This is a genomic window from Streptococcus australis (assembly GCF_015553625.1).
Classification (GTDB): domain Bacteria; phylum Bacillota; class Bacilli; order Lactobacillales; family Streptococcaceae; genus Streptococcus; species Streptococcus australis_B.
In genome coordinates, this window is sequence record NZ_JADNGY010000004.1 from 200,648 (window position 1) to 212,314 (window position 11,667).

Genomic DNA, 11,667 nt, shown 5'->3' on the forward strand with positions numbered 1-11,667 from the left:
CCTATTTTCTAACTTGATAAACCATATTCTACCATAAAATTCAGAAAATTTCTCTTTGAAAGTAAAAGTATTCTGACTTTCATAGGAAATAAAAGGAGAAGAAAGCACAAAAAAAGGTTGGACCAAAAGGTCACAACCTGCAGAGTGATAGACTGCCTAGAATACCCGATAAACATAAGGATTGGCGGGTTTTTCTACCTGATGAGCTTCCCTTATGTCTAAGACCGGAAGACTTTGGCCAAGCTGTTTATGGTATTGGATCTTTAGAGTTCCAGTAGCTTGGACCCAAGTATTATCGTCATAGGTTTGGGAGGCTCCTTTGGTCAACAGACCATAGACTCCTGAGTCGGCGATACAGTGGATAATCCCGAAACGGAAAAGGAACTGGCTGCCCGGATCTTGAGGATCCTTATAAATAAATCCGGTTAGGGTAAAGGTTTTTCCAGCAAATTCATCTGGATAGTCGTAGATGACTTCCATGACTTCCATGTAGTTTTCTGTCGTTATCTGGATATGATCTTGCTTGAGGTACTTCTTAGCTGCAGCTCTCATCTCGGATTCATAAGCAGACTTGGTAAAATAACTGCTTGTGTCAGGCTTTAGATATTGGTTGGTTGTTCCTTCGTCATTTTGAATATCCTTAGAAGAGCCAGCTGCGATGGGGAAATGATAGCCCTTGGCTGAAACCGTTTGGGAATCCAAGGTCACTGTCGGGAAACCAATTCCAACGATCAAAGGAATCAGGAGTAGAATGATACTCATGACTTTGGCTTTTTTACTGGTTAGGTGACTATGAACGGGCAGATTCTTCATCCAAATATAGAGCTGGACGACAGCCAAGAGGAAGGAAAGAATCATAGAGATATAGGCTAAATAGGAATAATGCATATTAATGTATTGGTTGAGCTTACCAGAAAGCTGCAAATACATAGTCAGTTCGAAATAGCCTGCTAAAATGAGAAATCGAATCATAGGACCACCCCCACAAACCAAGCATAAACCAAGACAACTAGGCTGACGATGCTAATAAATTGGACAATAAAGCGATTGGTCAGATAATTCTTCATCATCAAGAGGTTCTTGACATCTAGCATGGGACCGATAACCAGGAAGGCTAGGACAGGAGCTAAGCCAAAACTAGAGAGGAGGGAGGAGCCAATAAAGGCATCTGCCTCACTACACAATGAGAGCAGGAAGGAAAGAAGCATGAGGAGGAGAATGGCTAAGAGTGGTGTCGCTGAAATAGAAGTCAGCACTCGAGTTGGCACATAGACCTGAACCACGCTGGCAAACAAACAACCAAAGACCAGATACCGTCCAGTGTCGAAAAACTCATCAATGGCCTGCACAAATACTTGGAAAAAGCGTTGAGCAGCAGATAGTTTAGAAAAGTCATGTATATGGACTTCCTTGCGGTTGGCCCGTTGAATAGAAGCGGTTTGGAAAAATCCTAGGAAAATACCCAGAACAGTCGCTACCAAGATAGAGCCGATAGCTCGTAAGAGAGCCATTTGAAAAGAATTGCCAAAGGCGGAATAGGTGGCAAAGAGCACAATGGGGTTAATAACTGGCGCTGTTACTAGAAAGGGCACAGCTGTATAGCTAGGGACCTTCTTTTCTAAAAAGCGATTGATAATAGGGACGATGCCACACTCACAGGAAGGGAAAATAAAACCAATCAAGGTCCCAAACAAAATTCTTCCCCATTTATTTTTAGGGAGAGCTCGATACACTTTTTCAGGGGTGATATAGACATCGATTGCCCCTGAAATCAGACTTCCAATCAGAACAAAAGGAAGGGCTTCAATCATAATCGAAAGAAAAATTGCTCCAGCTTGAAGGACACTAGTTGGCAACTGCTGAAAGAAATTCATTTGTCAGATTCCTTCTGCTCTTTTTTCCCTTTAGTTGCTTCCTTCTTCGCCTCTGGGAAAGTGGCTTGAGGGGGATCTGGGAAAACGGCAAATTCCTCAAAGAGTTTGTCTAAATCGTCTGTTTTTGAAAATTTAATCGCCATGATAGGTCTCCTTATCTTTTTTTCTCATTATATCAAATTCTCAAAAAAGAGGGGAAAATCAAGTCCAAAAACAGGATGAAAAAGCAGTATAGAAGGCCTTCTATGGTATAATAGAAGCTATGGAAAAATATGAAAAAATAGCCCAGGAATTGGGCGTGAGTCTCAAACAAATTGATACTGTTTTGACCTTAACAGCAGAGGGATCCACCATCCCCTTTATTGCTCGGTATCGGAAAGATGCTACAGGGAATCTAGATGAAGTAGCCATCAAAGCCATTATCGATATGGACAAGTCTTTGACAGCCTTGGCTGATCGGAAAGAAACTGTCCTGGCTAAGATTGAAGAGCTTGGGAAACTCACCCCAGCCCTAAAAGAAGCGATTGAGCAAGCTGAAAAACTGGCAGATGTGGAAGAATTGTATCTTCCCTACAAGGAAAAACGCCGGACCAAGGCTACGATTGCGCGTGAGGCAGGCCTCTTACCGCTTGCTCGGATGATTTTGCAAGATCAAAAGGATTTGGAAACAGCAGCAGAGGAATTTTTATCTGAGGCTTTTCCAACTGTAAAAGATGCCATTTCTGGAGCAATCGATATTTTAGTCGAAGCCATTGCAGAAGACCCGCAATTGCGTAACCTCACTTACCAGGAGATTCGCAAACACTCCTTGATAACCTCTAGCTTGAAGGATGAGAGCAAAGACGAGAAGCAAGTCTTCCAGATTTATTATGATTTTTCTGAGAAGATTGCAAATATGCAGGGCTACCGGACTCTTGCCTTAAACCGTGGAGAGAAATTAGGAGTATTAAAGGTTGGATTTGAGCATCCTGTAGACCGTTTGATTCGTCATTTTGAAGCCCGATTTAAATCGAAAAATGGCTACATCGAAGAAGTTATCAGCCAGGCTCTGAAAAAGAAGATGCTACCAGCTATGGAGCGTCGGATTCGGACAGAATTGACAGAAGTGGCAGAAGATGGGGCCATTCAACTTTTCTCTGAAAATCTTCGTCACCTCTTGTTGATTGCTCCCCTCAAAGGGCGCGTGGTATTGGGCTTCGACCCAGCTTTCCGGACAGGAGCCAAGTTGGCTGTTGTCGATCAGACAGGAAAGATGTTGACCACTCAGGTGATTTATCCTGTTGCACCAGCTAAACCAGCACAAATTGAGGCGGCGAAAGAAGAGCTGAAGCGTTTGATTCGTGAATACGGCGTAGAAATTATTGCGATTGGGAATGGGACGGCTAGTCGAGAAAGCGAAGCCTTTGTTGCGGAAGTTCTCAAGGAAGTTCCAAATGTAAGTTATGTCATTGTGAATGAGAGTGGTGCATCTGTCTATTCAGCTAGTGAATTGGCCCGCCATGAGTTTCCAGAATTGACGGTTGAAAAGCGCTCAGCCATCTCCATTGCGCGTCGTTTGCAGGATCCACTGGCTGAGTTGGTCAAGATTGATCCAAAATCAATTGGAGTTGGTCAGTACCAGCACGATGTCAGTCAAAAGAAATTGTCTGAGAGCCTTGACTTTGTTGTCGATACTGTGGTGAACCAAGTTGGTGTAAACATTAACACCGCTAGTCCAGCTCTTTTGTCTCACGTGGCCGGTCTCAATAAAACCATTTCTGAAAATATCGTGAAGTACCGGGAAGAAGAAGGACTGATTACTTCACGCGCACAGATTAAAAAGGTTCCTCGTCTGGGGGCGAAGGCCTTTGAACAAGCAGCTGGTTTCTTACGGATTCCAGAAAGTGAGAATTTCCTTGATCGGACCGGGGTCCATCCAGAAAGTTACCCTGCAGTGAAAAAGCTCTTTACCTTACTTGGAATCACGGAGATGGATGAAGAAGCCCAAGCCAAATTGAAACAAATTGATACGGTTTCTATGGCCCAGGAACTTGAAATTGGTCCGGAAACCTTGAAAGATATTGTGGCGGATCTTCTCAAGCCAGGTCGCGATTTACGTGATTCTTTTGATGCTCCCGTCCTTCGCCAGGATGTTCTTGATTTGAAAGACTTGAAGATTGGTCAAAAACTAGAAGGAGTTGTCCGCAATGTTGTTGACTTTGGAGCCTTTGTCGATATTGGGATTCATGAAGATGGTTTGATCCACATTTCACAGATGAGTCAGCAATTTATCAAGCATCCAAGTCAAGTTGTTTCAGTTGGCGACCTAGTGACCGTTTGGGTCTACAAGATTGATTTAGAACGGGAAAAAGTGAATCTTTCCCTCTTGGCACCACATGAATCTGACTAAATACGTTCAAGAAGTATCGCTGGAAGATTTTGGTCACCCTTTTCTTCACCAAGCGATCTGGAACCCTCGCTTGCGTTCGACCGGCGGTCGCTTCTTTCCTAAAGATGGTCATCTGGATTTCAATCCTAGAATCCTAGAAAGATTTGGCTGGGAGATTTTTCGAAAGATTGTCCGTCATGAGTTGTGTCACTACCATCTCTACTATATGAAAAAGGGCTATCGCCACCAGGATCAAGATTTCAAGGCCTTACTCAAAAAGGTAGACGGCTTGCGGTATGCCCCTTCAGTTGATAAGGGAAACTATAAGATTTATGTTTGTACGAGCTGTGGGCAAGAATTCAGGAGAAAGCGGCAGATTGATCTGCAAAAGTACCGCTGTGGTCGGTGTCGAGGACTACTTAAGTATCAAGGGACAATTGATCCAGGAAATCGGCCTTGAGTCGGATGACAGTGACTTGATTTCGGGATATACTGTTCTAAAATAATAGGAGGTATGCCCTTGAATCCAACTTTTTATAAATTACGTCGAGGCAGAATCGTTTTCGGAGTATTTGCTGGACTAGCGGATCGATTTGGGCTCGATGCAAACCTATTGCGTTTTCTCTTTGTGCTCTTTAGTATCTTTCATGCTTATGGGCTTGTAGGCTTGGCTATTTATTGCCTATGTGCCTTCTCCTTGCCGTATAAAGAAGATCTTGAAAGAGAAAAGTATGGCCTCGGACCTCGCAAACGGAAGGATGCACAAGTAATCAAAGACGATGATCCATTCTTTTAAAGAATTTTCATGAATCGAATAAGAATGTGAGGCTGGGACAAAAGTCCTAGCCTCTCAATTGTCTTTGGATTATCGAGCAAGACGCAGTGGTTGAGTGAGCTCTACTACGCTGATTTCATCAGCTTTTACAGCCCTACTCAACTGTGCGGAGGTGGGACGACGAAATCGAATTCTAACGAATTACCGATTTCTGTCCCACTCTCATCTTTTTTTTCAAATGAAGAAACGATAGAAATATGGGATAACAAGGATAAAGAGAAACATCAAAGAGTACTGGAATGAGTGTGAGAATAATAGCATCAGTTTTGATACTAAAAAAAGATGCTTGAGCAAGTCTTACCTGGGATAATTTGCTATAATAGTAAGAGAAAACAAAAAGGGAGAAGCCTATGGCAATAACAGTCCGAGATTTAATTGATAAGCTTCGTTTGAAGGTTGTGTACGGCAATGAAAGCCTATTTGAAAAAGAAATCACAACGGCAGATATTTCACGTCCTGGACTTGAAATGACAGGATATTTTGATTACTATACTCCAGAACGAATTCAATTGGTTGGGATGAAAGAGTGGTCTTACCTCATCAAGATGACCTCCCACAATCGTCACCAAGTTTTGAGAAAGATGTTCCAGCCGGAAACACCGGTACTCATCATCGCGCGGGATCTAGAGGTTCCTGAAGAAATGCTCCGTGCTGCAGAGGAAAAGCAAATCGCGATTTTAAGCAGTCGCGTTCCAACTAGTCGCCTATCTGGTGAACTATCAAGCTACCTAGATTCTCTCCTTGCGGAAAGAACTAGTGTCCATGGTGTCTTGATGGATATCTATGGCATGGGGGTTCTGATCCAAGGAGATAGTGGAATCGGGAAGAGTGAGACTGGTTTAGAGCTCGTCAAACGAGGGCATCGTTTGGTAGCAGATGACCGGGTAGATGTCTTCGCCCGTGATGAGATGACCTTGTGGGGTGAGCCTGCTGAAATTCTACGTCATATGCTAGAGATTCGGGGAGTAGGGATCATTGATGTTATGAGTCTCTATGGTGCCAGTGCTGTGAAAGATTCTTCACAGGTTCAAATCGCGGTCTATTTAGAAAACTACACCAAGGAACAAACCTACGATCGTCTTGGCAATAATGCAGAAGAAATTGAGTTCTGTGGAGTGACTATTCCAAGAATTCGCATCCCTGTTAAGACAGGTCGCAATATTTCCGTTGTCATTGAGGCAGCAGCAATGAACTACCGCGCCAAAGAAATGGGATATGATGCTACTAAAACCTTTGAAGATCGATTGACCCAGTTGATTGATCAGAATGAGGTGAAAGTATGAATCCAGTAGCCATTCAACTTGGTCCCTTTAGCATTCGCTGGTATGCGATTTGTATCGTCCTCGGTCTCCTTTTGGCGGTTATCCTGTCTATGAAAGAAGCCCCTCGTAAAGGGATAGAGTCAGACGATATTATTGATTTCATTCTGATTGCTTTTCCAGTAGCGATCATAGGGGCCCGTCTTTACTATGTTATTTTTCAATGGTCTTATTACAGGGAACACCCAGGAGAGATTTTTGCCGTATGGAACGGTGGGATTGCTATCTATGGTGGACTCCTGGCAGGGGCTCTAGTCCTCTACCTATTTTCACGCAGTCGTTTGATTGACCCAGTTGATTTTTTAGATATCGCTGCACCGAGTGTCATGATTGCTCAAAGTATTGGCCGTTGGGGCAATTTTGTTAACCAAGAAGCCTACGGAGCCATTGTTAAGAATTTAGATTATTTACCTTCTTTCATTCGGAATCAGATGTTTATTGATGGACATTACCGTCAACCGACCTTCTTATATGAATCTTGTTGGAACTTGCTTGGTTTTGTGCTGATTCTTTACTTGCGTCGTCGTCCGAAACTGTTGAGAAAGGGCGAAATTACTGCTTTCTATCTAATCTGGTATGGCTTTGGTCGAATGATTATTGAAGGAATGCGGACAGATAGCTTGATGTTTTTGGGAATTCGAGTTTCACAATGGCTTTCCCTGGTCCTCATCCTGCTTGGAATCAGCATCATGATCTATCAACGAAAAAAGAATGCACCATTTTATAGAACGGAAATAGATTAAGGAGAAAAGAAATGTTTATTGAAATTGCCTATGGGCTTTTAGGGTTAGCTTTAGTAGTTTTGGTCATCTACTTGATTATCTTGTTTTCAAAGATTGGAAAAGTTGTAGATGAGACTCAAGTAACGATTAAGACCTTGACATCAGATGTAAATGTAACCTTACACCAAACCAATGAGTTGTTAGCAAAAGTGAATGTTTTGACAGAAGATTTGAATCAAAAAGTTGCAACCATTGATCCACTCTTCACAGCAGTGGCAGATTTATCTGTATCTGTGTCGGATCTGAATGATCAAGCACGTCAGATTAGCAAAAAAGCTGTCGTTGTTGGTGGAAAGACTGTTAAAACATCCGTCGGATTAAAAGCAGCTCGCATGGCTATGAAATTATTTAAATAAGAAAAGAGGTACCTTATGGGACGTTTATCATCATTATTAATTGGAACGATCACTGGCGCATCCGCAGCCTACTTCCTGACAACCAAAAAAGGGAAAGAGTTGACTGGTAAAGTCAAAGGTTTTGTAAAAGAATACCAAGAGAATCCACAAGAAGTTCATGATTCTGTGAAACAATCTGCAATGGAACTATCCAAGCAAGCATCAGACGCTATTCAGCAAACCAAGGAAAAAGTTGAAAGTGGCGAGATCAACAAAGACACTGTTATCGAGACAGTGAAAGATAAGACGCAGGATGTGGTAGAATTTTCACAAGATGCTATCCAAACGATTAAGGAAAAAATCCAGCAAAAGACCGGCAATCAAGCAAGTCCTTTCCAGCCTAAACAGGAAAAAGAAAGTGAAGAGATTGTCCTGGAATTAGAAGAAGAAACAGCTCTTCCAGGAGTTGAAGAAGAACTCAAAGAAACAGCTGTAGAAGAAGAATAAAAATAATCCCTCACCATTTGGTGAGGGATTTCTCTTATGAACTGGCAAACTAGAATGAGAAATGCCAAAAAGCCTCCCGAAGGAGGCTAAAAAATCAATCTTAGTCCTTTTTCCGTTTTAACTGGAAAATGCGGAAAGCTTGGATACTTCCCAAACTACAAGCGATTGCTGAGGCAAAAGCAAAGAAAGTATTCATCTTCATTGATAAAAAGATGAAACTAAATAAAACAGTTAAGACACAAAACACAGCAATATTAAGGAAAAATAGTAGCTCACTTAATTGAGGAGCTGGTTCAGTATCAATGTTAAAATCATAATTAGTTGTTGTATTCTCTTGTTGAAGGGGAATTTCGACATAGTCGTATTCTTCAACAACTCTAAGTTTTCTTACGGGCATATTTCTCTCTCCTAACAGTACTCTATTATTTTAACACGTTTTCAAGCACAGAAATGTTACAAAACTGTTACAATTTTTACAAAATTAAGAAATTTGAAGAGCAAAAATACTTTTTTGGTATAATAGTTTTCATGAATAAGATAATTATTACAGCTACAGCTGAAAGTATTGAACAGGTTCAAGCCCTTCTAGAAGCAGGGGTAGACCGTATTTATGTTGGTGAAAAAGATTATGGATTACGACTTCCTCATACTTTCTCGTATGACGAATTAAGTCGAATTTCTGATCTAGTCCATGCAGCAGGAAAAGAATTGACAGTGGCTGTCAATGCCTTGATGCATCAAGATATGATGGATCATATCAAACCATTTTTAGATTTCCTTGCATCGATTAACGTCGATTATATCACGGTGGGGGATGCAGGTGTCTTTTATGTCTTGAAGCGGGATGGCTACAACTTTAAAACCATTTATGATGCTTCTACCATGGTGACAAGTAGCCGTCAAATCAATTTCTGGGGACAAAAGGCTGGTGTTTCTGAAGCTGTTCTTGCTCGAGAAATCCCATCTGCAGAGCTTTTCAAGATGCCAGAAATCTTAGAGATTCCTGCTGAAGTATTGGTCTATGGGGCTAGTGTAATTCACCATTCAAAACGACCTCTTCTGCAGAATTATTATAATTTTACTCACATCGATGACGAAAAGACGAGAGAGCGCGATCTCTTTCTGGCAGAGCCTGGGGATCCAGATAGCCATTACTCTATTTTTGAAGATAAACATGGAACTCATATTTTTGCCAACAATGATTTGGATTTGATGACCAAATTGTCTGAGTTAGTTGAACATGGATTTACTCATTGGAAGTTAGAGGGGATTTATACACCTGGTCAAAACTTTGTGGAAATTGCCAAGTGTTTTGTGAAAGCACGGGAGCTCTTGGAAGCTGGAACCTTCACTTCGGACCAGGCCTTCCTATTGGATGAACAGATTCACCAATTGCATCCCAAGAATCGCTTCCTCGATACTGGATTTTATGACTACGATCCAGACATGGTTAAATAAAGGAGAAAAGCCTGCCAGGAGTGCGGGCCTTCCTTTTTGATGATGGTAAAGAATGAGAATTGTCAAAACAATTCCCAAACCATTGCCTTTCGACTGGATTTGCTATAAAATAGACAAGATTGATAATCTAACTAATATACTTGTAATATACTAGGAGATATGATGACAAAACAATTGAAACGTCCAGAGGTTTTATCCCCCGCTGGAACTTTAGAAAAACTAAAAGTCGCTGTTCGCTATGGTGCGGATGCTGTCTTTATCGGTGGGCAGGCCTATGGTCTTCGTAGCCGTGCAGGAAACTTCACCTTTGAGCAAATGGAAGAAGGAGTCCAATTTGCGGCTAAGTATGGAGCCAAGGTCTATGTTGCGGCCAATATGGTCATGCACGAAGGCAATGAAGTAGGAGCTGGAGAATGGTTCCGTCGTTTACGGGATATCGGAATCGCAGCGGTCATTGTTTCAGACCCTGCCTTGATTACCATCGCAGCGACTGAAGCGCCAGGTTTGGAAATTCACCTTTCTACGCAAGCTAGTGCTACCAACTATGAGACCCTTGAGTTTTGGAAAGATTTGGGCTTGACACGGGTCGTTTTGGCTCGTGAAGTTTCGATGGAAGAACTAGCTGAGATTCGTAAGCGGACGGACGTTGAGATTGAAGCCTTTGTTCACGGAGCGATGTGTATTTCCTACTCTGGTCGTTGTACCCTGTCCAATCATATGAGTATGCGGGATGCTAACCGTGGTGGCTGTTCCCAATCTTGCCGCTGGAAGTATGATCTCTACGATATGCCATTTGGGCAAGAACGCAAGAGTCTCAAAGGGGAAATCCCTGAAGAGTTTTCGATGTCAGCTGTGGATATGTCGATGATTGACCATATCCCTGATATGATTGAAAATGGAGTGGACAGTCTTAAAATCGAAGGTCGCATGAAGTCCATTCACTATGTCTCTACCGTAACGAACTGTTACAAGGCAGCTGTTGATGCTTATTTGGAAAGTCCTGAGAAGTTCGAAGCCATTAAGCAAGATTTGATTGATGAGATGTGGAAAGTGGCCCAACGTGAGCTAGCGACTGGTTTTTACTATGGTACTCCTTCAGAAAACGAGCAACTGTTTGGGGCTCGTCGGAAGATTCCAGAATACAAGTTTGTTGGAGAAGTGGTTGCCTATGATGCGGACAAGCAAATTGCGACCATTCGTCAACGGAATGTCATCAACGAAGGGGACCAAGTGGAATTTTACGGACCTGGTTTCCGACATTTTGAAACAGTCATCGAAGATTTGCATGATGCCAAGGGCAATAAAATTGACCGAGCACCAAATCCGATGGAGTTATTGACCATTCATATGCCAACACCAGTTGAACCAGGTGATATGATCCGTGCTCTCAAAGAAGGCTTGATCAATCTCTATAAAGAAGATGGAACGAGTCAAACAGTTCGTGCCTAAAAAGTACAAGAAAAAAACACCGCATGCCTCCCTAGCTTGGAAGTTTACGGTGTTTTTTGTTGGGCGATTCGAATCGTATGTGGAACAAGACTAATCTTTTGAATGTCAGAAATTCGAATAATGGTTGACATACTCTTTTTAAAATTCTTGACAATGAGTTGTTTTCGTTCCTGATCATATTTCACGATATCGCCTGTAAAACTCTTATTTTGGAAGATGACATGGACTCCTTGTTTTTTTCGAAGGGCCAGTTCAATAATCTGAATCGTTTTACCATCCTCTAAAGGAGCTGGTTGAGAGGTTTTATCGTTGAAAAATTCATTTGCTCGGTCCTTGAGAAGCTCAAGAAATCTTTTCATAGCATAATTCTCCATAAGTTGATACAATATATTATAGAAAATTTCATTCATTTTGTAAAATTTTTTACGAATTATTAAGGTGAAAGACATTGAAAGGAGTATTCATGGCAGATTTTAGTTTTGAAATTGAAGAACAACTCTTGGTCTTATCTGAAAATGAAAAAGGATGGACCAAGGAGTTAAACCGGGTTAGCTTTAATGGAGCACCTGCCAAGTATGATATCCGAACTTGGAGCCCAGACCATACGAAGATGGGCAAGGGGATCACGCTCACCAATGAAGAATTCCAAGTTCTGCTAGATGCATTTAAACAATAATAGACTGAGTAAGAAAGAGAGTGGGACAGAAATCGGTAATTCGTTAGAATTCGATTTCGTCTTC

The 11,667-nt window shown here is 41.8% G+C and carries 15 protein-coding genes; 10 read left to right on the forward strand and 5 right to left on the reverse strand.

Features of this window, described 5'->3' with window-relative positions; genetic code table 11:
* Window positions 1-156 precede the first annotated feature (156 nt).
* Genes I2D56_RS05130 through I2D56_RS05140 form a run of 3 tightly spaced genes read right to left on the reverse strand, consistent with a single transcriptional unit; the run spans window position 157 to window position 2,017 of the window.
* Window positions 157-972, reverse strand: a complete 816-nt coding sequence (locus I2D56_RS05130; protein WP_120701753.1) for a TIGR03943 family putative permease subunit — start codon at window positions 970-972, stop codon at window positions 157-159.
* Window positions 969-1,874: a permease gene (locus tag I2D56_RS05135; protein WP_117744490.1), complete on the reverse strand. Its 906-nt coding sequence runs from the start codon at window positions 1,872-1,874 to the stop codon at window positions 969-971. The genes I2D56_RS05130 and I2D56_RS05135 overlap by 4 nt, the downstream gene beginning before the upstream one ends.
* A complete protein-coding gene (locus tag I2D56_RS05140) occupies window positions 1,871-2,017 on the reverse strand; it encodes an SPJ_0845 family protein (protein WP_195348115.1) in 147 nt (48 codons plus the stop codon). The genes I2D56_RS05135 and I2D56_RS05140 overlap by 4 nt, the downstream gene beginning before the upstream one ends.
* A 119-nt stretch (window positions 2,018-2,136) precedes the next feature.
* Between I2D56_RS05140 and I2D56_RS05145 the strand changes: the two genes are divergently transcribed.
* The 7 genes from I2D56_RS05145 (at window position 2,137) to I2D56_RS05175 (ending at window position 8,020) form a co-directional block, all read left to right on the forward strand.
* A complete protein-coding gene (locus tag I2D56_RS05145; RefSeq protein WP_195348116.1) occupies window positions 2,137-4,263 on the forward strand; it encodes a Tex family protein in 2,127 nt (708 codons plus the stop codon).
* Window positions 4,250-4,702 (forward strand): SprT family protein, encoded by a 453-nt coding sequence (locus tag I2D56_RS05150; protein ID WP_061564199.1) that lies wholly within the window; start codon window positions 4,250-4,252, stop codon window positions 4,700-4,702. Before I2D56_RS05145 ends, I2D56_RS05150 begins: the two co-directional genes overlap by 14 nt.
* 60 nt (window positions 4,703-4,762) lie before the next feature.
* Window positions 4,763-5,038: a PspC domain-containing protein gene (locus I2D56_RS05155; protein WP_048689503.1), complete on the forward strand. Its 276-nt coding sequence runs from the start codon at window positions 4,763-4,765 to the stop codon at window positions 5,036-5,038.
* 389 nt (window positions 5,039-5,427) lie between these two features.
* A complete protein-coding gene (gene hprK / locus I2D56_RS05160; protein WP_023027089.1) occupies window positions 5,428-6,360 on the forward strand; it encodes an HPr(Ser) kinase/phosphatase in 933 nt (310 codons plus the stop codon).
* A complete protein-coding gene (lgt, locus tag I2D56_RS05165; RefSeq protein ID WP_006595908.1) occupies window positions 6,357-7,139 on the forward strand; it encodes a prolipoprotein diacylglyceryl transferase in 783 nt (260 codons plus the stop codon). Before hprK ends, lgt begins: the two co-directional genes overlap by 4 nt.
* An 11-nt stretch (window positions 7,140-7,150) precedes the next feature.
* A complete protein-coding gene (locus I2D56_RS05170; RefSeq protein WP_006595909.1) occupies window positions 7,151-7,534 on the forward strand; it encodes a DUF948 domain-containing protein in 384 nt (127 codons plus the stop codon).
* A 15-nt stretch (window positions 7,535-7,549) separates the two neighbouring features.
* Window positions 7,550-8,020, forward strand: a complete 471-nt coding sequence (locus tag I2D56_RS05175) for a YtxH domain-containing protein (protein ID WP_195348117.1) — start codon at window positions 7,550-7,552, stop codon at window positions 8,018-8,020.
* A 100-nt stretch (window positions 8,021-8,120) separates the two neighbouring features.
* On the opposite strand, the gene I2D56_RS05180 is transcribed toward I2D56_RS05175, so the two are convergent.
* On the reverse strand, window positions 8,121-8,417 hold the full coding sequence (locus tag I2D56_RS05180) for a DUF3270 family protein (protein ID WP_117744481.1): 297 nt from the start codon (window positions 8,415-8,417) through the stop codon (window positions 8,121-8,123).
* A gap of 131 nt (window positions 8,418-8,548) precedes the next feature.
* Between I2D56_RS05180 and I2D56_RS05185 the strand changes: the two genes are divergently transcribed.
* Together I2D56_RS05185 and I2D56_RS05190 are read left to right on the forward strand one after the other, a co-directional pair.
* Complete coding sequence (locus I2D56_RS05185) at window positions 8,549-9,478, forward strand: peptidase U32 family protein (RefSeq protein WP_117744480.1); 930 nt, start codon at window positions 8,549-8,551, stop codon at window positions 9,476-9,478.
* 162 nt (window positions 9,479-9,640) lie between these two features.
* Complete coding sequence (locus I2D56_RS05190; protein ID WP_042361172.1) at window positions 9,641-10,927, forward strand: peptidase U32 family protein; 1,287 nt, start codon at window positions 9,641-9,643, stop codon at window positions 10,925-10,927.
* Between the two features lie 44 nt (window positions 10,928-10,971).
* Here I2D56_RS05190 and I2D56_RS05195 read toward each other — a convergent pair whose 3' ends face one another.
* A complete protein-coding gene (locus tag I2D56_RS05195) occupies window positions 10,972-11,301 on the reverse strand; it encodes a hypothetical protein (protein WP_040803002.1) in 330 nt (109 codons plus the stop codon).
* Window positions 11,302-11,390: 89 nt separating this feature from the next.
* Between I2D56_RS05195 and I2D56_RS05200 the strand changes: the two genes are divergently transcribed.
* Entirely contained in the window at window positions 11,391-11,603 is a 213-nt protein-coding gene (locus I2D56_RS05200; RefSeq protein WP_006597402.1) for a YdbC family protein, read from the forward strand.
* Window positions 11,604-11,667: the final 64 nt, after the last annotated feature.

What these genes read in the sequence shown, in the direction of transcription:
- I2D56_RS05130 (WP_120701753.1), bottom strand. Translation starts at nt 972, where the DNA reads ATGATTCGATTTCTCATTTTAGCAGGCTATTTCGAACTGACTATGTAT.
- I2D56_RS05135 (WP_117744490.1), bottom strand. Translation starts at nt 1,874, where the DNA reads ATGAATTTCTTTCAGCAGTTGCCAACTAGTGTCCTTCAAGCTGGAGCA.
- I2D56_RS05140 (WP_195348115.1), bottom strand. Translation starts at nt 2,017, where the DNA reads ATGGCGATTAAATTTTCAAAAACAGACGATTTAGACAAACTCTTTGAG.
- I2D56_RS05145 (WP_195348116.1), top strand. Translation starts at nt 2,137, where the DNA reads ATGGAAAAATATGAAAAAATAGCCCAGGAATTGGGCGTGAGTCTCAAA.
- I2D56_RS05150 (WP_061564199.1), top strand. Translation starts at nt 4,250, where the DNA reads ATGAATCTGACTAAATACGTTCAAGAAGTATCGCTGGAAGATTTTGGT.
- hprK (WP_023027089.1), top strand. Translation starts at nt 5,428, where the DNA reads ATGGCAATAACAGTCCGAGATTTAATTGATAAGCTTCGTTTGAAGGTT.
- lgt (WP_006595908.1), top strand. Translation starts at nt 6,357, where the DNA reads ATGAATCCAGTAGCCATTCAACTTGGTCCCTTTAGCATTCGCTGGTAT.
- I2D56_RS05170 (WP_006595909.1), top strand. Translation starts at nt 7,151, where the DNA reads ATGTTTATTGAAATTGCCTATGGGCTTTTAGGGTTAGCTTTAGTAGTT.
- I2D56_RS05175 (WP_195348117.1), top strand. Translation starts at nt 7,550, where the DNA reads ATGGGACGTTTATCATCATTATTAATTGGAACGATCACTGGCGCATCC.
- I2D56_RS05180 (WP_117744481.1), bottom strand. Translation starts at nt 8,417, where the DNA reads ATGCCCGTAAGAAAACTTAGAGTTGTTGAAGAATACGACTATGTCGAA.
- I2D56_RS05185 (WP_117744480.1), top strand. Translation starts at nt 8,549, where the DNA reads ATGAATAAGATAATTATTACAGCTACAGCTGAAAGTATTGAACAGGTT.
- I2D56_RS05190 (WP_042361172.1), top strand. Translation starts at nt 9,641, where the DNA reads ATGACAAAACAATTGAAACGTCCAGAGGTTTTATCCCCCGCTGGAACT.
- I2D56_RS05195 (WP_040803002.1), bottom strand. Translation starts at nt 11,301, where the DNA reads ATGGAGAATTATGCTATGAAAAGATTTCTTGAGCTTCTCAAGGACCGA.
- I2D56_RS05200 (WP_006597402.1), top strand. Translation starts at nt 11,391, where the DNA reads ATGGCAGATTTTAGTTTTGAAATTGAAGAACAACTCTTGGTCTTATCT.